Raw genomic sequence first — 21,896 nt, forward strand, 5'->3', positions numbered from 1 at the left:
GTTCGCCCCTCAGCGTCCGGTCGAGATGGTGGTGGCGGTCAACTGGCGGGCCATGGCCCGTTCCAGCGCCTTGGGATCGCGGGCCATGGCGGCCCGGACCTCGACCGCCATCCGGTCGGTGTCGACCTCGTCCTGGCCCCGTCGAATGGCGGTCAGACCGACGGCCGCGATGTCCGACGGCTTCTCCTTGTTGCCCTGCACATGGGCCGCCATCCGGGTGTCGACCGAGCCGACGATCAGGGCCGAGACGCTGGTGCCTTGGCCGGCCAGCTCCGCGCGCATGTTGGTACTGGCGGCGCGGGCGGCAAATTTGGAGGGGCTGTATCCCCCCATGACCGGGGCGGCCAGGATGCCGCCGCTGGACAGGACGTTGACGATGGCCGAGCGGCCGTCGCGGCCGTTGGCCTTCAGGATGGGGGCGAAGGCGCGGCACAGGCCGACGACGCCGAAATAGTTGACCTCCATCTCCTCACGCATGGCGTCCATGTCCGGGGCCGTCATCAGGGTCTGGCCGTTGTAGGCCCCGGCGTTGTTGATCAGGATGGAGACGTCGGTGCAGCTGGCCGCCGCCGCCGCGATCTGGTCCGGCTTCGAGACGTCCAAGGCGATTGCCACCGCCCGTCCGGGGTATGCCGCCTCCAGATGGGCCGCCGCCGCCGCATCGCGGGAGCCGACCCAGACCTTCGCGGCCCCGGTCTCGATCAGGGCGATGACAAAGGCCTCGCCGATGCCCCGGTTGCCGCCGGTCACCAGGGCGACGGCACCCTCGATGGCCATGCCGCTCATGCCGGCACCTGATAGAGGATGTCGTGCGGCTTCTTGGCTCCGCGGACCAGACTTGCGGGATCGCCGGTGATCAGGCCGCGTGCCCAGGTCTCGCGCATGGGCATTTCATGGTGCCATTCCCACGTCAGCCGGCGGGCCGCGATCTTCCATTCGCCGTTGCGCTTCTCGAACCGGTCGATCGCGCGGGCCAGGGTCAGGGTGTCGAACTCCTCGCCGTCCTTTTTCATGCGCACGAAGGTCAGCAGATAGCTCTCGACCAGGGCCCGGTCCGGCCCGTCCAGTTCGATCAGCAGATTGGTGCCGCAGTGGGTCATGATCCCGGAGCGCGGCAGGATCTTGCGCAGACCGGCGACATAGTCCGCCGCCGAGCCCTTGAAGGTGCCGCCGTGATCCTCGGTGGCGTCGTCGTGATAGGCGGCGGCGATCAGGTCGGCGTCGCCGCGATCGGCCCCGCGCGTATAGCGGGTCAGGACCTCGGCGATGGCCTGCTTGTCCAGCAGGGCCTGAATCTCGGGCGGGTGGGCCATGGGGCGTATCCTCGGATGGGGTGGCGTTCAGCCGGCCAGAATGACGTCGGTTGGGGGTTGGTCCGCATAGAGCCGCTCAAGATCGGCAGAGCGGCGGTCGATGATGGTGCGGCGGTTGAGCGTGCCCTTGTCGGAGACCTCGTGCGCGTTCGCACTGGCCGGGGCCTCCATCAGCAGGGCCCGCAGGACGCGCCCGCTGGAGCCGCCCTGGGCGGCATTGAACCGGCCGAGGGCCTTGGCGATGGCGTCCCTGACGGCGGCGGCCTCGCCCTCCCGCGCGCGGGCCGAGGGCCAGAGAAGGGCGGTCAGGAAGGGGCGGTCGTCGTCGCACAGCACGAGGTCGGTGACCCAGGGGGCCAGGGCGGCCAGCAAGGCTTCCCGCAGGGCACCGCCGTGCACCCAGACCCCGCTCGAGAGCTTGAACTCATCGGCCGTGCGACCGGCGAAAACGAGCCCGTGCGCGGGATCGGCCGGGTCGTGGAAACGGGCCATGTCCCCCATGCTGTAGAAGCCTTCGTCGTCGAAGACCTCGGCCGTGCGTGCCGGGTTCTTCAGGTATCCGCGGGTGACATTGGGACCCTTCACGCGCAGCTCGTACCGGTCGCCGCCACAGGGGACCATCTTCACCACCGTGCCCGGCGAGGGCAGGCCGATCCCGACCTCGTCAGTCTCGAAGTGGATCAGCATGAAGGCCGAGACGGTCTCGGTCGAGCCGTAGCCTGTGGTCAGGCGGATGCGGTGCCCGGTCTCGGCCGCCGCCATGGCCTGCAGCCGGTCGTGGACGGGTTGCGACAGGCCCGCGCCGCCGTACAGCATGACCCGCAGACGCGAGAAGAAGGTCCGGCGCAGCTCGGGGTCAGCCTCCAGGGCGTCGGCCAGCAGGGCATAGCCCAGGGGCACATTGTTGAAGAAGCTGACCGGGATTTCCCGCAGATTGCGCAGGGTCTCCTCGAACAGGCCGGGGGCCGGCTTGCCGTTGTCGATATAGAGCACACCCCCGTTCAGCAGCGTCGTGCGCAGGACAAAGGCTCCGGCCGCATGGTGCCAGGGCAGCCAGTCCAGCATGGCCTCGCGCCAGCCCGCCTCACGCCCGATGGTCTGGAAACACTGGGCCGAGTTGGCCGCCAGATTGTCGAGGGTGAGGCCCACGACCTTGGGCATGCCGGTCGAGCCGGAGGTCAGCATCATGGCCGCGACCGTGTCGGTATCCAGCGCCGCAATAGACCGGGAGACGGCTTCGGTGGGGGCGGTCGCCAGAACGGAAGCGAGGGAGGTCGCCGGGATCGACAGCCGGGAGGGGTCGGCCGTGACGATCGTGGCCCCGGCCCAGTCCAGGGTCTCCAGCGCCGCTTTCAGAAGGGCCGAATCCTCGGCCACGACGACAGCGGGCTCGGTCAGGTCGACGACGTGTTTCAGGCGACCGAAATCGCCCCCCAGCGCCCCGTACTGGACGCTGACCGGGCAGACGGGCGTGCCCGTGGCGTAGCAACCGAACAGGGCGACCGCGAACGCCGGGGTGTTGGCGGCCAGCAGCATCACCGACCGGCCGGGCGGGATGTTCTGGTCCAGAAGCCACTGGCCGAAGGCCTCGACCCGGCCCTTCAGCTCGCCGTAGGAAATCGTTGTCCAGTCCTCGCCCGGTGCCGCGCGGAAGCGCAGGGCCGGCTGCGTGGGGTGCCGTGTACAGACGTCGGCAAAGGCGGCGGGGATGTTGGCCTCATAGGGCTCAAGCGCGTGACGCGAGCGCAGCAGGACGGTGCCGTCGGGCCGTTTCTCGACGTCCAGATCGACGCCCAGAAAGCCGGCGGGACGAAACGGGGGCCGAGCCCGATCTGGATCCAGCCGGTCGTCGGCCATGTGTCTCTCCCGGAGCGCATCGTGGGTGTGCGCCTTGACAGTCTCATTATGAAAGTAACCGGATGGTGGTCCGGCGCAAGGGGGTATCTTGCTTAGCGAGACGCACTTGTCAGGTTCCAAAAAGGGCGTATCGTCAGTCTCGCTATAAAAGTGACACCAAGTCACGCATAGGGACGGGAACACATGAGGAAGTCAGCCTTGGCGCACAGCTGCGCCGTAATTGCACTTGCCGTGGGCGCGCTGCAGAGCGGCACGGCCCTGGCCCAGACGGCGGGGGCGCAGGACACGGCACCGACAGCCCAGGAGGGACGGAGCGACCGGATCGACGACATCGTGGTCACGGCCCAGCGCCGCGATCAGGGCCTTTCGGAAGTGCCGATCTCCATGACCGCGCTGGACGGGGAGGGGCTGGAGCGTCAGGGCATCACCCGTATCGACTCCCTCTTCGCGGTCACGCCGGCGCTCAGCTACCAGGGCTCCCAGTCCTCGGCCGGTTCGGGCCTGCGGGTCCGGGGTGTGGGCTCGGCGGCGTTCAACGCCGGGACCGAGCAGAGCGTCTCGACCATCATCGACGGCGTCGTGACCGGCCCGGCGGCCTCGGGTCTGTCGGACCTGTTCGACGTCCAGCGCGTCGAGGTGCTGCGCGGTCCGCAGGGCACCCTGTTCGGCAAGAACGCCTCGGCCGGTGCCATCAATGTCGTCACCAATGCGCCCGAGCATGACTTCGGCGGCTATGGGGTGGTCCGCTACGGCGAGGCGATGGAGGAGATTCGCGTCGAGGGCGCGATCACCGGGCCGATCGGGGAGAACACCGCGGTACGTCTGGCCGGCTTCTATCTGGACCAGAACGAGGGCTGGACCCGCAATCCGATCCGCAACCAGACCGAGGACGTCCGCAACCGCTGGGGGGCACGGTTCCGGCTCAACCATGAAGCGGGTCCGCTGACGGCCGACTTCATCTACACCTACGAACAACGCGACGACGACTGCTGCACCCGCACCTTCTCGGGGCTGGAAGCCGTGCGCGGGTCCCTGACCAACACCTTCCTCGTTCCGCGCCTGACCGCCAACGGTCTGGTGCCCAGCCCGGGCAACAGGATCTCCATCTCCGAACAGGGCGTCGAGGAGAAGATGCGCAGTGACTACGCCGTGCTGACGCTCGCGTATCAGCTCAGCGGCGGCCAGACCCTGAAATCCATCACCGGGGCGCGCAAGTGGGAGCAGTATGAGTTCAACGACGGCGACCGGATCGATATCGATGTCGGCAGCTTCGCCATCCAACGCCGCGATCTGGATCTGTTTACCCAGGAGCTCCAGCTGCTCTCGGCACCGGACTCACGGCTGCAATATGTGCTGGGTCTGTATTTCTACGACCAGGACCTGCACGAGTTCACCTCGACCAAGGGCGGAAGCAGCACGCCGTTCCGGCTGGGCGAGACCGTCGTGCCGCTGGACGTGGCGGTCCGGAACATGGCCGTCTATGCCGACGCGACCTATGATCTGACCGATCAGTGGCAGGTGTTCGGCGGGGCCCGCCTGCTCAAGGAAGAGGTCGAGGCGTCCGGAACCCGCTCGGGGAACTTCTTCGCCTTCCCGGGCACCTTTAGCGCCTCGGTGTCGGACGATGACACCAACTGGGTCGGCCGGTTCGGCCTGCGTTACATGCTGAACGAGGACCTGTCGTTCTATGGGTCGGTTTCGCGCGGCTACAAGGGGAAGGCGGTGGACGTGTCCATCAGCTCCCCCTTCTTCCTCAGCACCAATCCTCAGTCTGCGGTCCTGCGGCCCGAGACGGTCATCAACCTCGAACTGGGGGCGCGCACCCGGTTCAATGACGGCCGGTTCGTGCTGAACGGGACGCTGTTCCACAGCGACTTCACCGACTTCCAGGCCAGCCAGTTCGACGGCACCACGGCGGCCTTCATCCTGCGCAATGCCGGCAAGGTGAAGACCCAGGGGCTCGAGGTCGATTTCAAGTCCATCCCTTGGGACGGCGGGACCCTGTCGGGCGGCTTCTCGTTCGTCGATGCGGTGTTCGACGAATACAAGGGCGCGCCCTGCACCGTGCCCTCGACCCTGGCCCGTACCTGTCTGGCGACGGTGGGGCAGGATCTGTCCGGCAAACAGGTCAATGCCTCGCCCCGGTATCAGCTGAACGCCTCCTACCGCCACGACTTCGACTTCGGCGTCGATGACATCTTCTACGTCCAGGGCGAGTACGCCTGGCGCGATGATGTGGTGTTCGGCGGGGACCTGAATCCGGCCACGACCCAGCCCGCCTACGGGGTTGCCAACTTCCGGGTCGGGGTGCGGCTGGACGATCGCTACGAGCTGGTGGCCTTCGCCGAGAACGCCTTCGACGAGACCTATGCCTACCGCATCATCGATGCCGTCCTGTGGTCGGGGGCCTACCAGACCTACCTGGCCCCGGGGCGCACTGTCGGCGTGGAGCTCCGCGCCGACTTCTAGGGTTCGGGCTCTTCGCCCGATCCGGTTTCCTGAAACTGAAAGCCCCCGCGACCGAGGTCGCGGGGGCTCTTTCTCGTTCGGCTTTGCGACCGTCCGCCCGGCGGCCGGGGTCAGGCCGGGACCGTCTTCAGATAGGCCCGGCTGCCGAGATGCATCAGGAAGGCGGCGATCGGTGCTGCGATCAGGCCCACCACCGCGATGGACCAGCCGACGGCCGAGGGATCGCGGAACACCTTGTCGGTCAGCAGGGCCACCGAGATCGGGCCCACGCTCAGGCCGATAATGCTGACCACCAGATAGTAGGTCGCCGATGCCCGACCGCGCAGGGCCGCGGGCGTGGCGTCCTGCAGGGCCGCCAGAACTACCCCGCCCGGGAGGGAGAAGGACACGAGGGCGATCGAGAACACCGCCATCGAAAGGCCGGCGCTGGGCATGGCGACCGCGGCCAGCAGCAGGGGGGAGGTCAGCACCATGCCGGCGACAGCGACCCGGAAATTGGCCAGTTTCATGCCCCGCCGGCTCAGTTTGCCGGCGATCAGGCCGCCGACGATTGGGCCGGCACCGGCGAATACCAGCACCACCAGCCCGTACTGCAGGCCCACCTCCGCCGGGGTCATCCCGAAGTTGCGGATGAAGAACGCCGGAGCCCAGGACAGGACACCGTAGACGAGGGCGGTGTAGATCGCGCAGGCGGCATAGTGGGGCAGGTAGAAGGCGCGCTCGGCCCTCAGCCGGGCGAGGAAGGGCTGTTCGGCGATACCTGACGCAGCGGCGGCCGCCTTGCCAGCGTCGCGTCCGCGCCGACCGGGCTCATGTATCGTGTACATCAGCACGGCCAGCAACAGTCCAGGCAGGCCCACCAGCACGAAGGCGGCCTGCCACGGCCGCAGGTCGCCGAAGAGGGGCAGGGCGATCGTTTCGGCATTGGCCACCAGGGCGATCACGGCCCCGCCGATGACGAGCGCCAGACCGGCCCCGACCGCTGATGCAGCCGAGTAGACCGCGATCGGCAGGGCCCGCTTCTCGGGCGGGAACAGGTCGCTGATCAGCGACAGGGCGGCGGGTGAAAGCGCGGCCTCACCGACCCCGACGCCCATGCGCGCGAGGAACAGCTCCCAGAAGTTCCTCGCCAGTCCGCACATGGCGGTGGCAATGCACCAGAAGGTGATGCCCGCCGCGATCAGAGACCGGCGCGGCACCCGGTCGGCGGCCCAGCCCAGCGGCAGGCCCATGATGGCGTAGAAGATGCCGAAGGCCAGGCCCTGCAGCAGCGAGATCTGGGTGTCGCTCAGGGCCAGGTCGGCCTTGATGGGCTCGATCAGCAGGCTGATGATCGTCCGGTCCACGAACGAGACCGTATAGGCCAGGGTCAGGACGGTGACCGCCCACCATCCCAGACCCGACGACGCCCATGGCTTCAGGTCCGCGCGGCTGGAGGCCGGGCCGGTATCGACGGACTCGCTCATGCGATCCTGTCCTTCAGTTTGAGGAAGAGGGGAGGGGCCTAGACGGCCGGCCGGGCGATCAGGGCCTCGACATGGTCGGGCGCATCCTTGCCGGCCTTCATGCGCTGGACCAGGCCCATGTCGAAATAGTCGCGCCAGGCGCAAACCTTGCCGTCGCGGAATTCGAGCACGCCGGCATAGGGGGCCGCGACGCGAACGCCGTCGGTGCCGACATACTCATCGACCCCTTCCAGAAACAGCAGCGGGCCGGCCTCCGCATGGTGAAAGATCCGCCAGCGGACCTCGCCCATCGTGGCCCGGAAATTGGTCAGGAACTCAACCGCTGCCGCCTTGCCGCTGAGGGGGGGCGCGATTGCCGCGGCGTAGTGCCAGACGATGTCGTCGGTCATCAGGCCGGTCACGGTCGCCACATCGCCGCGCTTCCAGGCGTCAATCAGCGTTTCCAGCGTCTCATAATGTCCAGCCATTGCAGGATCCCTTCCCTTGTCCGGGCGACGATGCGTCGCGCCGATCCGATGGTCGTTTCGCTCTCGTCGGCTCTCCGGCCAGCTTGTTAGTTTCACTATACAAGTTACTTTGGTGACGGCAACAGCGCGGTTTTTCGTGGCTGAGCGCCACGCTTGACCTTCCGGGTGCAGGACCCCACAGCTAGCCGATGCTTCATGGAAACGCCGCTGTGGCGGCCGCCACCCCCGGTGCTTCCCAACTCGTGCGCGTCAGTTCGGCAGCCCGCGCGCTGAACATCGTCGGCGACCGCTGGAGCCTGCTGATCCTCTATGCCGCCTTCTCGGGCGAGACGCGTTTTGACGCTTTCCAGAAGCTGACCGGCATGGCGCGCAGCATCCTTGCGGATCGGCTGAAACGGCTGGAGGAGGCCCGCGTCCTGCACCGCCGCAAGTATCAGGACCGGCCGGCGCGATACGAATATCTTCTGACCCGGGCCGGCGTCGGCCTCTATCCGGCGGCGCTGGCTGTGCTGGGGTGGGAGAAGCGCTGGCACTATGATCCCGATCTCCGGTCGCATCGGCTGGTCCATTCGACCTGTGGCCGGACGTTCACGCCGACGATGGTCTGCGGAGCCTGTCGCCAGCCCGTGACCGCGCGCGATGTCTCCCTGGTCGACGGTCCGGGCGCGGGCATGGAGCCGGGACCCAAGGCCCGTCTGCAGCGGCGCTCCACCCTGGCGTCATCGCCCTTGCCGGAAGACAGCGGGACCCAGCTGCATCCCATGATCGAGCGCTCGATCGATATCCTCGGCGATCGCTGGACCACCCATACGATCGCGGCCGCCTTCTACGGCTGCCGGCGGTTCACGGAGTTCCAGAGCGCCCTGAAGGCCGGGACCAATATTCTCGCCGACCGGTTGGCCCTGCTGGTGCGTCGGGGGGTGCTGGTCAAGACCCAGTACCAGACCCGGCCGGCACGCTGGGAATACCGCCTGACGCCCGAGGGGCTGGACCTTTTTCCGATCATCGCGGCGATGATGGCCTGGGGCGACGAATGGCTGAGCGGGGATCAGGGCGTGCCTGAAATCCTGGTCCACAAGAGCTGCGGCCAGCCGATGAAGCCGCTGATGGTCTGTGACCAGTGCAAGGACCCCGCCTATGCCTCGACCACCCGCCTGCCCGGGGAAGATCGCTCCGGCTGAGGGATCGCCGCAGTGGCTCGTCCGTGACCCTTCTAGAGCATTCGGGCAGGCGGCAAATTGCCTTCTGACTGTATCAACGCATTTCTCAAGGGCAGGGAGAAGGGGGCCGCCTCGATCTCGAACACGTCGCCCGGTCGGGTTTGCACCCCTTCGGAGAAGGACAGGGTCGCGGTCCCGAAGAAGTGCACATGGACGTCACCCGGTCTGCGGAACAGCGCATACTTGAAATGGTGATGCTCGAGGTTGGCGAGGCTGTGGGACATGTTGTCCTCGCCGGACAGGAAGGGCTTGTCCCACAGGACAGCGTCGTCGCGGATGATCCGGCTCCGCCCGCGGACATCCGTGGGGGCTGGCCCGACGAGCAGTTCGGGTCCCAGTGCCGCCTGACGCAGCTTGGAATGCGCGAGCCACAGATAGTTGTGGCGCTCGGTGACATGGTCGCTGAACTCGTTGGCAAGGCATAGACCCAGCCGCCACGGCGTGCCGTCCGGCCCGATCAGATAGATGCCCGCCAGCTCCGGCTCCTCGCCGCCGTCCTGGGCAAAGGCCGGCATGGTCAGGGGCTGGCCCGGGCCGACCAGATGCGATCCGTTGCCCTTGTAGAACCACTCCGGTTGCTGGCCGACCACGCCCGGCCCGGGCTTGCCGCCCTCCAGGCCTTCCAGAAACATCCGCATGGAGTCGGTCTGATGCGCTGCCGCGGCGGCAGCGCGGTGCATCTGGTCCCGCCCCTCTGCCGATCCGAGATGGGTCAGGCCCGTGCCGGTCATGATCAGATGGGCGGGGTCCTCATGATCGATGGGGGCCAGCAGGCGTCCGGCTTCCAGCGCCGCGTGCAGATCGACAGTGCCTTCAAGTCCCCGCCGCCGGACCGTGTCGGCCAGCCCGGTTCCCGCGGCGATGGCTTCGGACGCGAGCGCCCGGACGCTTTCGACGCCGCGCACAAAGGCGGCCCCGTCGTCGTCCGCCGCGATCACCTGCCGGCGGCCATCGTCGGCGCGGTGCTGGAGAAGACGCATGGTCAGTCCTGTCGTCAGAGGGTCAGTCGGCCGTGGAGAGTCGGTAGACCATCACGTGCCGGTAGGGCCGATCCGGATCCACCCGCGCCTGGACGAAGGCCGGCTCATTGGGGGCGTTGGGAAACTTCTGGGGTTCCAGGGCAATACCGTCGCCCATCCGGTAGAGATGGCCGCCCTTGCCGACGAGAGTCCCATCCAGAAAGTTCCCTGAATAGACCTGCAGGCCGGGGTCGGTGGTCAGCACCTCCAGGACACGCCCGCTGTCGGGATCTTCCAGCCGGGCGGCCAGCGCAGGCTCATCCGTCATGCCCTTGTCGAGGGCGAAGTTGTGATCATAGCCGCGACCCAGCCGGATCTGCTCGTCGCGGGCATCCCTCAGGCCGTCGCCGATCACGCGGGGGGCGCGGAAGTCGAACACGGTGCCCGCGACGGAGCGCAGCTCGCCGGTCGGGATCAGGGCCGCGTCGACGGGGGTGTAGGCGGCCGCCGGAATGGTCAGGCGATGGCGCTCGATGCCGCCGGGCGTGCCTTCACCGGCCAGGTTGAAGATGGCGTGGTTGGTCATGTTGACGATGGTCGGGGCCGAGGTCGTCGCGTCGAAGGCGATGGTCAGGCCCCCGGAGTCATCGAGACTATAGGTCACCGTCGCGTCCAGCTCTCCGGGATAGCCGGCATCGCCGTTCGGGCTGACATGGGACAACACCACCCGCGCCTGCGGACCGTCCTCGACGGACACCACGCGCCAGACAACCTTGTCGAAGGCCTGTCCGCCGCCGTGCAGCGAGTTGGTCGTGTCGTTGAGCGGCAGCTGGTAGGTGCGACCGTCGAGGCTGAAGCGGCCGCCGGCGATGCGGTTGGCGTAGCGGCCCACCGTCACGCCGAAATAGTTGGGGTGATCGACATAATCCGAGGCGGTGTCGTAGCCCAGAACGACATCGGCGATCCGGCCGTCACGGTCCGGGCCGCTCAGCGACTGCAGGGTCGCGCCATAGGTCAGGATGCGGGCCGAGACGCCAGTTTCATTGCTGAGTGTGATCGCCTCGATCGGGGTCCCGTCGGCGAGCGCGCCGGCCGGTTCCCGTCGCACCTCGGCTGCGTCCGCGACGGTCGCGGCCGTAATCCACACCCCGGCTGCCAGAGCCAATCCGCGCCAGATCATCGCCATCCCGCCCTTCTCGAACACCGACGTTGACGCCCGGCTTGCAAGGACAATAGTCTGACAATTGAAACGAGAGCAAGCCGCAGGGATCCCTCCCTCGCAGGTGTGCCTGAGGGGAGACATGACCATGGCCGGACCTGCGTCCGCAGAGGGCATCGCGGCTGCCCCACACCCCGACAGGGCCGGCGGGCCCGGAGCCCGCGCTGTGCTGTCCCTGCTGGCCACGCTGTTCTTCATGTGGGGCTTCATCACGGTCATCAACAACACCCTGCTGCCGCACCTGCGCAGTGTGTTCGAGCTGGACTACACCCGGACGACCCTGATCGAGTCCGTCTGGTTCATCGCCTATTTCGTGGCCTCGATCCCGTCGGCGCGGCTGATCCGGGCGATCGGCTACAAGAAGGCCATCGTCACCGGCCTCGGGGTCATGGCTGCGGGGGCCCTCATGATGGTCCCGGCCGCACGACTGGCCTCCTATGAACTGGTGCTGACGGCCCTGTTCGTGATCGCCAGCGGCATCACCCTGTTGCAGGTTGCGGCCAACCCCTATGTGACGGTGATCGGACCGCCGGAGACAGGATCGTCGCGGCTGAACCTGGTCCAGGCCTTCAACTCGCTCGGCACCACGCTCGCGCCCCTGTTCGCCGGCTATCTGATCCTCGGCCGTTCGACCGGCGGGACGGCGCAGGGGGAGGTCGTGCTGACGGCAGCGGAACGCTATGCCGACGCCCAGTCGGTCATCCTGCCCTACATCATCGTGGCCGTGGTACTGATCCTGCTGGCGGTGGTCATCGCCCGCTTCCCCCTGCCGGCCCTGCATGCGTCCGGTCGCAGCGTCGGCGCGGCGGAGCGCAAGGGCTTGTCGCTGTGGCGGCACCGCAATCTGGTCTGGGGCGTGCCGGCCATCTTCATCTATCTGATCGCCGAGATCGGCGTGGCCAACCTGTTCATCAACTTCGTGTCCCAGCCGGACATCGCCGCGATCAGCCACGAGGAGGCGTCGCGCTATCTGGCCATCCTGTGGGGCGGGATGATGGTGGGGCGGTTCTTCGGCAGTTGGCTGACCCATCGCTTCCCGGCCGACAAGGTCCTGGCCGTCTTCGCGATCGGGGCCTTCTTCGTGATGACAATCGCGACCTTCGCCAGCGGACAGGTGGCCATGTGGGCGCTGATTTCCGTGGGCCTGTTCCACTCCATCATGTTCCCGACCATCTTCACCCTTGGCATCAAGGGGCTGGGTCCGCTGACGGAGGAGGGGTCGGGCCTGCTGATCATGGCCATCGCCGGCGGGGCGCTGGTGGTGGTGCAGGGCTGGCTGGCCGACATGTATGGCCTGCAGCTGTCGTTCCTGCTGACCGTGGCGTGCGAGCTCTACATCCTGTTCTACGCCCTGTGGGGGTCGAAGCCGACCAACGCCCTGGCCCCCGTAGATCCGGCCGGGCCGGTCGATCCCAAACCCCTCGCGTCCGCCTGACGGCACCCGCCTCACTCAAGGAGAGACGACCATGGTTCGCAATCCGGCATGGCTCGCCCTGGCACTCGGCGGGGCGATCGCCCTGGCAGGCCCGGCGGCGGCGCAGCAGGCTCCTATCACCCCGGCGGAGACCCCGGCTGAGCCGTCGGCCATTCCGCTGGGGACAGGGGGCGTGGCGGGATCGATTGGCGCCGAGAGCTGGTTTCATCAGTGGGGCGATACCTTCGTGCGCAATGTGACGGTGGCGACGCTGACGCCCGTCCTGCCCGAGGCCGGCACGGCCACCGGGGCGGCGGTGATCGTGGCCCCCGGCGGCGGCTTCCGCTTCCTGTCGATGAGCAATGAGGGCTGGGAGGTCGCCGAGGCCCTGGCCGATCGGGGCGTGGCCGCCTTCGTCCTGAAGTACCGCACCCGGCCGACACCTGCCGATCTGGGAGAGTTCGAGCAGGGCGTGAATGCCATGTTTAGCGGTGCCGCCGCGCGGCCGCCTCAGCCGCCGGCTCCCGGCGCGGCACCGGCCAGGCCCGGCGGTGAGTTCGCCGATGCGGTCGAGGACGCCACGGCCGCCTTCGCGCTCATCCGGGCCCGGGCCGGGGAGTGGGGCGTCGACCCGGACCGGATCGGCATGGTCGGGTTCTCGGCCGGGGCCATGACCACCCTGGCCACGACCCTGTCCATGCCCGAAACCCGCCCGGCCTTCATCGCCCCGATCTATGGGGCCATGGGGGCGGTCGCAGTGCCGGCGGACGCGCCGCCGATGTTCGTCGTCCTGGCCGCCGATGACCCGCTGTTCGCCGGACGCGGCTTCAGCCTGGTCGAGTCGTGGCAGGCCGCAGGGCGACCGGTGGAGTTCCACCTCTATCAGAACGGCGGCCACGGGTTCGGGCTGGGCAATCCCGGCAAGACCAGCCTGGGCTGGTTCGAGGTCTTCATGCTCTGGCTGGAGTCGAACGGGTTGCTCGCAGCGGACTGAGACCGGGTCCGGTTAGTTCGGCAGAACCGCCTCGCCCCGGATCCGGACCTCGGTCTGCGCCCCGGCGGCCGGCGTCAGTCCCGGGCGTCCGCCCGGCTGTCCGCCGCCCACCCAGACCGTGACCGGGCCGGGCGCGAGGCGGCGGACGCCGTCGGTCCCGACCAGGCTCAGCGCGCGGTCGTCGAGGGTGAAGCGGACGCTGCGGGTCTCGCCCTGCGCCAGATGAATCCGCTCGAAACCGGCCAGGGCGCGGATGGGGGCTCCGTCCACGTCGGGATGGCTGACATAGAGCTGGACCACCTCGTCCGCCGCCATGGCCCCGGTGTTGGTGACATCCACCGAGACCGTGACCGGCTGACCGGCTCGGACCGTCGTGGCCGAAACCCGCGGGCGGCCATACGAGAAGCTGGAATAGGACAGGCCATAGCCAAACGGATACAAGGCCTCGCCCCGGAAATAGCGGTAGGTGCGGTTGTCCATCGCATAGTCGCCGAAGGCCGGCAGGTCCTCGACCGAGCGGTAGACCGTCACCGGCAGCCGCCCGGCCGGGCTGAAGTCCCCGGCGATCAGGCGGGCGATCGCATCGCCGCCCTGGCCGCCCGGATACCAGGCCTCGACGATGGCCGGCAGGGTCCGGTCCGCCCATGCCACGCTGAGGGCGCTGCCGTTCATCAGGACCAGAATGACCGGCTTGCCGACCGCCGCGACCGCTTCCAGGACGCGCTGCTGGGCCGGGGGCAGATCGAGGCTCGTGCGGTCGCCACCGAGGAAGCCGGGGACCTGGACCCGCATCTCCTCGCCCTCGACCTCGTGGGTCAGGCCGGCGGCGAAGACCACGATGTCAGCCTCGCGCGCGGCCGCCACGGCCGACTGCAGGCCGGCGTTGGCGGGCGTGCTCCACATCAGGCGCTCGTCGCCCTGGTCCTGGCGCTGGAAGGCCTCGACCCGGATCGCATAGGTGCGACCGGCCTCCAGGGTGGCCGCTCCGGTGGCGATGGCAGGGCGCCAGTCGACGTCCCAGGCGTCCACCACCAAGGTCCCGTCGATCCAGATCCGGTAGCCACCATTGGCCACATAGCGGAAGCGGTGCTCGCCGGTTTCGGTGGGCCGGATGAAGCCAGTCCAGCGTGTCGCGCCGCTGCGCTGTTCGCCCTGCCAGCGTTCGGCGGCATTCGGGCTCACATCGGCCGAGAGCGGCGCGGCGTCCATCGCCGGCGAGGCAAACCGGGCCGCCGTCAGACCGGGGGTCGTGCAGGCGCTGTCCACGCACAGCACCGCTTCCGGCACCGGGGCCAGGGCGGGATCGATCAGACCGGAGCCCGCCACGACCGTCACCTGCGCCTCGGCAAAGCGACGGCGCAGCCCCTCGGCCAGGGTCACGGGATGCGACGGCGTGCCATTGTAGTTACCGACCAGCGGCTCGACGCTGTCGCCGTTCGGGCCGATCACCGCGATGCGGCGGGGCGGCGCGCGCAGGGGCAGCAGCCCGCCCTCGTTCTTCAGCAGCACGAGCAACTCCTCGGCCACCCGCAGGGCCACGGCGCGGTTCTCGTCCGTGTCGTTGTCCGCCGGCGTGATGGCCGGGAAGACCCGGGCGGGCGGATCGAACTGGCCCAGACGCATGCGGGCGGTGAACAGGCGGGTGAGGGCCACGTCCAGCTCGGCCTCTGTCATCAACCCCTGGCGGACAGCCCCGAGGATGTGGACGCTCTCTTCCGGCCCCCCGCAGATCAGATCCATCCCGGCGCGAAAGGCCACCGCCACGCCCTCTTCCGGGGTCGCGGTGTAGCCGTGCTCGTGCGCGCGGTAGATGTTGGCCACCGCGTCGCAGTCGGACACGACGTAGCCCTGAAAGCCCCAGTCCTTGCGCAGCACATCGCGCAGCAGGGGGGCGTTGGCGCAGGCCGGGGCCCCGTCGATGGCGTTGTAGGCGCACATGATTGACCCGGCCCCGCCCTCCATGATGGTCGCGCGGAAGGCGGGCAGATAGGTCTCGTGCAGATCGCGCGCGCTCGGCAGGATGTTGTCCCGATGCCGGCTGGGCTCCGGTCCGCTGTGGACCGCATAGTGTTTGGGCGTGGCGATGGTCCGGACGTAACCGCCGTCCTCGATCTCGAGCCCCTTCACGAAGGCGACCCCAAGCCGGGACGTCAGATGGGGGTCCTCGCCATAGGTCTCCTGACCCCGCCCCCAGCGTGGGTCGCGGAAGATGTTGATGTTGGGCGACCAGACCGTCAGGCCCGCGAACCAGTCGCTGCCACCGAACCGGTGGCGGCTTTCGACATGCTTGGCGCGAAATTCGGTGGAGATGATGTCGGCGACCTGGCCGATCAGGGGGGCGTTCCAGGTCGCGGCCATGCCGATCGCCTGGGGGAAGACGGTCGCCTCGCCCGCCCCGGCGACGCCGTGCAGGCCCTCGTTCCACCAGTTGTACTCGCGGATCCCGAGGCGGGGGACGGCCGTGGCGTCATTGACCAGCTGCGCCGCCTTCTCCTCCAGGGTCAGGCGCGAGACGAGATCGGCGGCGCGCACAGCGGCGCTCAGCGACAGGTCCCGGTAGGGCGGCGTCTCCCGGGCCACGGTCGGGCCGCCCGCCCATTCCTGGGCCAGGGCCGGCGCGCCTGTCAGGGCCAGGGCGAAGGCCATCGCCAGGGCCGGGACCCCGCCACGCCGCCCGCAGCGTGAAGGCCTCCCGTCTGTCCGGCTCATGGTCAGCGCACCTGCACCACGGCGACGGCGAGGGGCGGGAGATCGACGGTGACCTCGCCGTTCAGCACGCGAACGGCCAACGAAGCCGGCTGGACGTCGGTGGGCCGGTCGAAACTGTTGTGGCTGTCCACCGCCGGTGCCGTGAGGATGCGGCCGACAGCGCCGGGGCCGGCACCGGCCACGCGGGTGGTGAAGGTCCGCGGGCTCCGGGGATCGACGTTCACCAGCGACAGCCAGAGCCGGCCCTCGCTGTCGCGTGCCGCCACGGCGTCCACCCCCGGCAGGCTGATGTCCTCGAACGTATAGGCCCCCGCGTCGAAGGTTGAGGCGGCCAGCGACGCGCCCTGGAAGGGCACGTACATCTCGTAGACATGGTAGGTCGGCGTCAGCACCATCTGCGGACCGTCGGTCAGGATCATGGCCTGCAGGACATTCGCCATCTGGGCGATGTTGGTCCCGCGCACGCGGTCGGCGTGACGCATGAAGATGTTCAGGTTCAGGGCCGCGATCACGGCGTCGCGCATGGTGTTCTGCTGCTGCAGGAAGCTGGGGTTGCTGCCCGGCATCGGATCGGCCCACAGCCCCCATTCATCCACGAACAGGGCCAGCTTTTTCTCGGGATCGTAGCGGTCCATGATGGCGGTCTGGGTCGTGATCCAGCCCTCCATCTTCAGCGTCGCCCGGATGGCCTTGGCGTATTCATCCTCGCCGAAGCCGACGCTGGGGCCCTTGGCCTCCCAGCTGTTGGGGATGGTGTAGCCGTGCAGGGATACGCCCTCGATGTTCCAGCTCCAGACCCTGTCCTTCCAGGCCTGCATCACCGCTTCGGTATAGTCCTCATTGCCGCTGTCCCAGCCCACGGCGACGCGCTGCATGGCGTTCTCGCCGGTCTGCGCCCGGTTCAGATTGCGCGAGTAGATGGCGAACTGCTTCATCTTCTCGACGTAGTGCTCGGGCGACATGGCACCGCCGCAGCCCCAGTTCTCGTTTCCGAGGCCAAGGTATTTGATCCGGTAGGGTTCGGGGTGGCCGTTGGCCGCCCGCTCCTGCGCCAGGGCGGTCGGCTGGTCGGCGGTCAGATATTCCAGCCAGTCGGCCGCCTCCTGCACCGTGCCCGAGCCGACATTGACCGACAGGAAGACCTCGGCCCCGACCTGGTCGGCGAAATCCATGAACTCATGCGTGCCGAAGCTGTTGGGCTCGATCACATTGCCCCAGCTGGCGTTCAGCCGGTGGCGGCGCTCTGAGGCCGGGCCGACGCCGTCGCGCCAGTGGTATTCGTCGGCGAAACAGCCGCCGGGCCAGCGGACGTTGGGCACCTTGATCGCGCGCAGGGCCTCGACGACATCGCTGCGGATGCCCCGGACATTGGGAATGGGCGAGTCCGGACCGACCCAGACGCCGCCGTAGATGCCGGTGCCCAGATGCTCCGCAAACTGGCCGAAGATGTTGGGATTGATGGTCGGCCCGTCCGGGCTCGCGGCGACCTCGACCACGACCGGCGCCCGGGGAGTTTGGGCCGCCGCGGGCAGGGCGCTGGCTGCCAGCATCACAGCGGCCGCGCAGACGCTGCGCCATTTGGGCGTTGATTGTGCCATTCGCTTCACTCCCCGTACGTTTTTCGGATCGACCCGGCTCAAAGGATTTTCCGGGCCAGTCCTTTGACAAGAGATTGTCAGACAATTGATCGCCTGCCTATCTCCTGCAAATATCGATTTGCACCGAGGATCGATCATGCACCGTTTGAAACACCGGCCCGGGCTGCTGCCCGGGGGCTTCGCGATCGTTCTGGCATTCGCGCTGGCGTTGTGGCCCGGTCCGGTCCCGGCTCAGACGGACCCCCTGGCCCCGACCGGCCGGTGGAGTGCGAACACCCGGGGCTCGGCACCGCTGCCGCCGATGGGCTGGAACAGCTGGAACGCCTTCTACAGCGATATCGACGAGGAGAAGGTCCTGGCCTCGGCCACAATCCTTGTCGACAGCGGCCTGGCGGCGATGGGCTATCGCCATGTGAACATCGATGACGGCTGGTGGCTGAAGCGACGCCAGCCCGACGGGCGGATGGTGATCCGGACCGACAAGTTTCCCTCCGCCGCCATCGGCCCCGGGGACCACACCAGCTTTCGGCCCCTGACGGACCGGCTGCATGCGATGGGGCTGAGGGCCGGGATTTATTCCGACATCGGCCGCAACTCCTGTGGCCAGGTCTACACGCCCAACCTCGCCAACCAGCCGGAAGGCACGATCGCGGAACGCGAGGTGGGGCTGTACGGTCACGTTGATCAGGACATCGAACTGTATTTCGCCGAGTGGGGCTTTGACCTGATCAAGGTCGACGGCTGCGGCATCCGCGGCCTGTCGGCAGAGACGGACCATGTCCGCAGTGGCAACTACCGCGAATTCGCGCCCCTGATCGACATGAACACGCTGGGGCGGACCGATATCGCGGCCGTGCAGGCGTTGTACACCGAAGTGGGTGAGGCCCTGCACCGCCACAATCCGGACGGGGACTATCTGTTTTCGGTCTGTCTGTGGGGCTCGTCCAATGTGCGCGCCTGGGGCAAGAACCTCGGCAATATCTCGCGCACCAGCGACGATATCACCCCGCAGTGGACGCGGATGCTGACCAATCTGGACACGGTCTCGACGCGGGCCCTGTATGCCGGGCCGGGCGCGTGGAACGACCCCGACATGCTGTTCGTGGGCTCGGGCGATTTTGACGCGGATCACATGACCGAGGCGAGATCCCATTTCGCGCTCTGGGCCATCATGAATGCGCCCCTCATCATCGGCTTCGATCTGCGCAAGGCGACGCCGGAGCAGCTGGCGCTGTTCGGCAATCCCGGCCTCGTCGCGCTGAACCAGGATCCGGCCGGACATCAGGCGGTTCCGGCCTATCAGTCTGGCGACCTGCAGATCTTCGTCAAGACCCTGGCCAACGGCGAGAAGGGCGTGGTGATCGTCAATCGTGGGCTGGCCCCGATCGACGCCCAGCTCTCGGCTGGCCATCTCAAGTTCCGTGGCGACGCCGAGGTGACCCTGACGGATCTCTGGAGCGGAGATCGGCAAACGTTCATCGGCGAACTGCCCGTCCGGCTGGAGCCCCGTGAGACCCTCGTGTTCCGTGCCACGGGCGCACGGACACTACCCGGCGGGCTCTATGTCTCCGAGCAACCCGGTGACGTGAACCCGGCCGAGGACGGCGTAACGACGCCCCGGCACGACCCGGCCATCCACCGGGGTGTGATCGGCTGGCAGGGCACACGGGGGTCTGGAGAGCATCCCCAGTACGGCGGCTTCGGCGGGGCACAGGCGGATCGGTCCCCCTTCGGCGAGCCGCTCCGGATTGCCGGCACACGGTTCGACACCGGCATAGGAACTCTGGCCAACTCCCGGATTGAGGTCCGCAATCGGGGCTACGCTCGCTTCGCTGCAAACGTGGGGATCGACGACAGCGCCGGCCCGGGCGAGCGGTCGGTGACCTTCTTCGTCTATGGCGACGGAAGGCTTCTCGCGCACTCCGGGCCGCAGCCGTTCGGCGCGCCACCCCAGCCAATGGAGGTCGATATCCGGGGTTTCGCCCTCATCGAACTGGTCGTCCGGTCGGATGCCAATGCTCTTGAGCCGCTCCCGGTGGTCTGGGGCGATGCGGCGCTGCTCCGCTGGGACCGGAACGGGGGAGGGACCTCGGCTCGAGGCGGTTCGGGACTCTGAGACGGTTTTTCGCCTGATCGGTCCGGGCACTGGCGCGTCCGTCGGAGCGGCGGGCCGGGCCGTGCGTTAGGCGTCCTGAACCTTCGCCGGAGACGACCATGAGCCAGACCCTCAAGACGACCTTTGCCACGCGCCGCGACGCCGAACTGGCCGTGGAGCGTCTCGTTCAGGAACATGGTGTCGAGCGATCCGACATCTTCGTCGCCCCCGAAGGTGAGCAAAACTCGGTGGGCGAGGCGATCTCCGGCTCGGATCGCCCCTCAGCCTCGCCAGGTCAGCCCGCAAGGTCCGACGGAGCGCTGAACGGCCGGATCGAGGTGTCTGTTGATCTGGAGGACGACGAACTGGCTACCAAGGTCGCAAGCGCGTTTCGGGAAATGAGCGGAACGGACGCCTGACGGGGGTTGCCGTCAGGGCGCTCAGCCTGCGTGACGACGAGGGCCGCGACCGGCGAGGCGCTCCAGACCGTCGATGAAGAGCGCATGGCTCTCCAGCCCGTGGTCGGGCCCGACCGCGATCGCCAGATCGGCCGCCTCGACGGACAGGGCCCGGACCTCCTCTGCGCGTGACGGGCCCAGTGGCGCGAGACTTCGCGCGCGGGCACGGACCAGCACAAGCGCGGCCGCCGGATAGCGGCCCTCGAGTCGCGACACCCAGAGCGGGACCGCATCGCCTGTGCCGCGGAACTCATCCGCCCGCGCCGTGACCATGGCGGCGGCTTCCCGCAGCGCCGGCCAGTCCATCAGAAAGGCCAGCCCGCGCGTGGCGTCGCTGTGGCCGGCGGCCAGGGCGTGGGCCCGGTCGAGCGCCTCGACATCGTCGAAGTCCGCCAGCCGGGAGACGAAATCACGCAGCGGAGCCGGGTCCAGCGTCCGGGTAAAGACGGCCCACCGGGCCGTCTGGGCGTCGCCGCTCCGGCCCTCGGCCTCCAGCACGGCGATTTCCGCCGCGTCCCACAGCGGAGAGGGCTCGGCGGCCGCGTCCTTTCGATCCCCGCGTCGGGCGGTCCCGGAGCGCGGGCGGCTCGCGTCCAGCGCGGCCCTCGCCGGCCCGGCCAGACCGGCAAGGGCCAAACGCCGCGCGATCTCGGCCCCAACATCCGGTCTCGTCTGGTCCTCATCCGGCCATGTGCGGGCCCAGGCCAGGGCATTGCCGGCGCGATCCGCCAGCTTGCGGACGACGAGGGCCCGGCGGCCGCCCGGCCTTGCCCGTCCAATGGTTAGCAGGTCCAGCAGACGACGGGCGACGGGAGGGCTCAGGCCCGGAGCTGCGCGGCCAACCCAGACCGCCCACTCCGACAGGCGGGTCTCGACCGCGTCCGCCAGAACGGGGGCGGCGTCGTCCGGTCCCACGGCCGACGCGATTGTGGCCAGATCATCGGCAGCCTCGAGAAACAGCAGCGAAAGTTCCCCCTTGGGGTCCTTGACCCGTGCGTCCAGCCCGGGCTTCAGATCGAGCCAAGCGACCAAAGAGGCGAGGGCACCCCCGGGATCCTCCGCCGACAGCCGGTCGACGATGGCCCGGCGATGCACATCAAGGTCGGCTATCAGCTCCGGGCGCTTGCGCCACGACACGCGCGTCCGGCTCGCCGCGAGCGCCGCCAGTCGCTTGTCGATCTCCAGCGCCAGCTCGACCGCCCCGACCTCGGCCGCGAGTTCCAGCTTCAGCTTCCGCTTCAGATTCATGTCGCCGACGGTCGCTTCCATGAGCAGTGCGGACAGACGCTCCGCGCCCAGCGCGGCGAGATTGGCCTGTGACAGGGTTTTCCGCGCGGGTGTCGGTCGTTTGGCCATGGGGCATCAACGCGAGCCCGCCAGACAGGTCAACCGCTGGCGCGGCACTTGGCGGGCTCAGCATCTCCCCCCGCTAGAGGATAACGCGGTGGGCTGTACATCAGCCTGGACGACCCCAGGGAGCGGGGGATCGAGCGGCGGAACCGCGTGGCATAACGCCGCGATTCCAAGGCGCGGGCGGGAGTCGCAAGGCCGGGGGAAGCCGTGGAAGCCTTTGTATTACTGGCGATTCCGTCGGGCAGACGCTTCGCATCTCGAAGCGCCGGTAGGAGATCATTAGCCCTGCTGCATAGGAACGTCTT

Annotated in this window: 16 protein-coding genes; 6 read left to right on the forward strand and 10 right to left on the reverse strand. The window is 68.4% G+C overall.

Features of this window, described 5'->3' with window-relative positions:
• Positions 1-9: 9 nt before the first annotated feature.
• Genes SJY26_RS08455 through SJY26_RS08465 form a run of 3 tightly spaced genes read right to left on the reverse strand, consistent with a single transcriptional unit; the run spans position 10 to position 3,170 of the window.
• Complete coding sequence (locus SJY26_RS08455) at positions 10-786, reverse strand: SDR family oxidoreductase (RefSeq protein ID WP_396592620.1); 777 nt, start codon at positions 784-786, stop codon at positions 10-12.
• A complete protein-coding gene (locus tag SJY26_RS08460) occupies positions 783-1,313 on the reverse strand; it encodes a nuclear transport factor 2 family protein (RefSeq protein WP_396592621.1) in 531 nt (176 codons plus the stop codon). The genes SJY26_RS08455 and SJY26_RS08460 overlap by 4 nt, the downstream gene beginning before the upstream one ends.
• A gap of 27 nt (positions 1,314-1,340) precedes the next feature.
• On the reverse strand, positions 1,341-3,170 hold the full coding sequence (locus tag SJY26_RS08465) for an AMP-binding protein (RefSeq protein ID WP_396592622.1): 1,830 nt from the start codon (positions 3,168-3,170) through the stop codon (positions 1,341-1,343).
• 183 nt (positions 3,171-3,353) lie between these two features.
• Here SJY26_RS08465 and SJY26_RS08470 point away from each other — a divergent pair, with 183 nt between their 5' ends.
• Positions 3,354-5,639, forward strand: a complete 2,286-nt coding sequence (locus SJY26_RS08470) for a TonB-dependent receptor (RefSeq protein WP_396592623.1) — start codon at positions 3,354-3,356, stop codon at positions 5,637-5,639.
• Positions 5,640-5,749: 110 nt separating this feature from the next.
• Here the strand turns inward: SJY26_RS08470 and SJY26_RS08475 are convergent, their stop codons facing one another.
• Both SJY26_RS08475 and SJY26_RS08480 read right to left on the reverse strand, forming a co-directional pair.
• Positions 5,750-7,105, reverse strand: coding sequence for an MFS transporter (locus SJY26_RS08475; protein ID WP_396592624.1), 1,356 nt, complete (start codon positions 7,103-7,105; stop codon positions 5,750-5,752).
• A gap of 38 nt (positions 7,106-7,143) precedes the next feature.
• Entirely contained in the window at positions 7,144-7,572 is a 429-nt protein-coding gene (locus SJY26_RS08480) for a nuclear transport factor 2 family protein (protein ID WP_396592625.1), read from the reverse strand.
• A gap of 188 nt (positions 7,573-7,760) precedes the next feature.
• Between SJY26_RS08480 and SJY26_RS08485 the strand changes: the two genes are divergently transcribed.
• Positions 7,761-8,753: a winged helix-turn-helix transcriptional regulator gene (locus SJY26_RS08485; protein WP_396592626.1), complete on the forward strand. Its 993-nt coding sequence runs from the start codon at positions 7,761-7,763 to the stop codon at positions 8,751-8,753.
• Positions 8,754-8,785: 32 nt separating this feature from the next.
• Here SJY26_RS08485 and araD1 read toward each other — a convergent pair whose 3' ends face one another.
• Together araD1 and SJY26_RS08495 are read right to left on the reverse strand one after the other, a co-directional pair.
• The gene (gene araD1, locus SJY26_RS08490; RefSeq protein ID WP_396595729.1) at positions 8,786-9,778 is read right to left on the reverse strand and encodes an AraD1 family protein; all 993 of its coding nucleotides are present in this window, start codon (positions 9,776-9,778) and stop codon (positions 8,786-8,788) included.
• 16 nt (positions 9,779-9,794) lie between these two features.
• The gene (locus SJY26_RS08495) at positions 9,795-10,937 is read right to left on the reverse strand and encodes an aldose epimerase family protein (RefSeq protein WP_396592627.1); all 1,143 of its coding nucleotides are present in this window, start codon (positions 10,935-10,937) and stop codon (positions 9,795-9,797) included.
• Positions 10,938-11,058: 121 nt separating this feature from the next.
• Between SJY26_RS08495 and SJY26_RS08500 the strand changes: the two genes are divergently transcribed.
• Together SJY26_RS08500 and SJY26_RS08505 are read left to right on the forward strand one after the other, a co-directional pair.
• Positions 11,059-12,405, forward strand: a complete 1,347-nt coding sequence (locus tag SJY26_RS08500) for a sugar MFS transporter (RefSeq protein WP_396592628.1) — start codon at positions 11,059-11,061, stop codon at positions 12,403-12,405.
• 31 nt (positions 12,406-12,436) lie between these two features.
• Positions 12,437-13,378, forward strand: coding sequence for an alpha/beta hydrolase (locus tag SJY26_RS08505; protein ID WP_396592629.1), 942 nt, complete (start codon positions 12,437-12,439; stop codon positions 13,376-13,378).
• A 12-nt stretch (positions 13,379-13,390) separates the two neighbouring features.
• Here SJY26_RS08505 and SJY26_RS08510 read toward each other — a convergent pair whose 3' ends face one another.
• On the reverse strand, positions 13,391-16,087 hold the full coding sequence (locus SJY26_RS08510) for a glycoside hydrolase family 3 C-terminal domain-containing protein (RefSeq protein WP_396592630.1): 2,697 nt from the start codon (positions 16,085-16,087) through the stop codon (positions 13,391-13,393).
• Positions 16,088-16,089: 2 nt separating this feature from the next.
• The gene (locus SJY26_RS08515; RefSeq protein WP_396592631.1) at positions 16,090-17,685 is read right to left on the reverse strand and encodes an alpha-N-arabinofuranosidase; all 1,596 of its coding nucleotides are present in this window, start codon (positions 17,683-17,685) and stop codon (positions 16,090-16,092) included.
• 136 nt (positions 17,686-17,821) lie between these two features.
• On the opposite strand from SJY26_RS08515, the gene SJY26_RS08520 reads away from it, so the two are divergent.
• Positions 17,822-19,801: an NPCBM/NEW2 domain-containing protein gene (locus SJY26_RS08520; RefSeq protein WP_396592632.1), complete on the forward strand. Its 1,980-nt coding sequence runs from the start codon at positions 17,822-17,824 to the stop codon at positions 19,799-19,801.
• Positions 19,802-19,899: 98 nt separating this feature from the next.
• On the forward strand, positions 19,900-20,199 hold the full coding sequence (locus SJY26_RS08525) for a hypothetical protein (protein ID WP_396592633.1): 300 nt from the start codon (positions 19,900-19,902) through the stop codon (positions 20,197-20,199).
• A gap of 21 nt (positions 20,200-20,220) precedes the next feature.
• Here the strand turns inward: SJY26_RS08525 and SJY26_RS08530 are convergent, their stop codons facing one another.
• Positions 20,221-21,594 carry a DUF6880 family protein gene (locus tag SJY26_RS08530; protein ID WP_396592634.1) on the reverse strand — a complete coding sequence of 458 codons (1,374 nt, stop codon included), beginning with the start codon at positions 21,592-21,594 and terminating at the stop codon, positions 20,221-20,223.
• Positions 21,595-21,896: the final 302 nt, after the last annotated feature.

The organism is Brevundimonas sp. R86498 (assembly GCF_044598075.1).
Classification (GTDB): domain Bacteria; phylum Pseudomonadota; class Alphaproteobacteria; order Caulobacterales; family Caulobacteraceae; genus Brevundimonas.

Coding starts and splice junctions, on each gene's coding strand:
- SJY26_RS08460 (WP_396592621.1), bottom strand. CDS start 1,313: ATGGCCCACCCGCCCGAGATTCAGGCCCTGCTGGACAAGCAGGCCATC.
- SJY26_RS08530 (WP_396592634.1), bottom strand. CDS start 21,594: ATGGCCAAACGACCGACACCCGCGCGGAAAACCCTGTCACAGGCCAAT.
- SJY26_RS08515 (WP_396592631.1), bottom strand. CDS start 17,685: ATGGCACAATCAACGCCCAAATGGCGCAGCGTCTGCGCGGCCGCTGTG.
- SJY26_RS08485 (WP_396592626.1), top strand. CDS start 7,761: ATGCTTCATGGAAACGCCGCTGTGGCGGCCGCCACCCCCGGTGCTTCC.
- SJY26_RS08525 (WP_396592633.1), top strand. CDS start 19,900: ATGAGCCAGACCCTCAAGACGACCTTTGCCACGCGCCGCGACGCCGAA.
- SJY26_RS08500 (WP_396592628.1), top strand. CDS start 11,059: ATGGCCGGACCTGCGTCCGCAGAGGGCATCGCGGCTGCCCCACACCCC.
- SJY26_RS08505 (WP_396592629.1), top strand. CDS start 12,437: ATGGTTCGCAATCCGGCATGGCTCGCCCTGGCACTCGGCGGGGCGATC.
- SJY26_RS08520 (WP_396592632.1), top strand. CDS start 17,822: ATGCACCGTTTGAAACACCGGCCCGGGCTGCTGCCCGGGGGCTTCGCG.
- SJY26_RS08480 (WP_396592625.1), bottom strand. CDS start 7,572: ATGGCTGGACATTATGAGACGCTGGAAACGCTGATTGACGCCTGGAAG.
- SJY26_RS08470 (WP_396592623.1), top strand. CDS start 3,354: ATGAGGAAGTCAGCCTTGGCGCACAGCTGCGCCGTAATTGCACTTGCC.
- SJY26_RS08510 (WP_396592630.1), bottom strand. CDS start 16,087: ATGAGCCGGACAGACGGGAGGCCTTCACGCTGCGGGCGGCGTGGCGGG.
- SJY26_RS08495 (WP_396592627.1), bottom strand. CDS start 10,937: ATGGCGATGATCTGGCGCGGATTGGCTCTGGCAGCCGGGGTGTGGATT.
- SJY26_RS08475 (WP_396592624.1), bottom strand. CDS start 7,105: ATGAGCGAGTCCGTCGATACCGGCCCGGCCTCCAGCCGCGCGGACCTG.
- SJY26_RS08465 (WP_396592622.1), bottom strand. CDS start 3,170: ATGGCCGACGACCGGCTGGATCCAGATCGGGCTCGGCCCCCGTTTCGT.
- SJY26_RS08455 (WP_396592620.1), bottom strand. CDS start 786: ATGAGCGGCATGGCCATCGAGGGTGCCGTCGCCCTGGTGACCGGCGGC.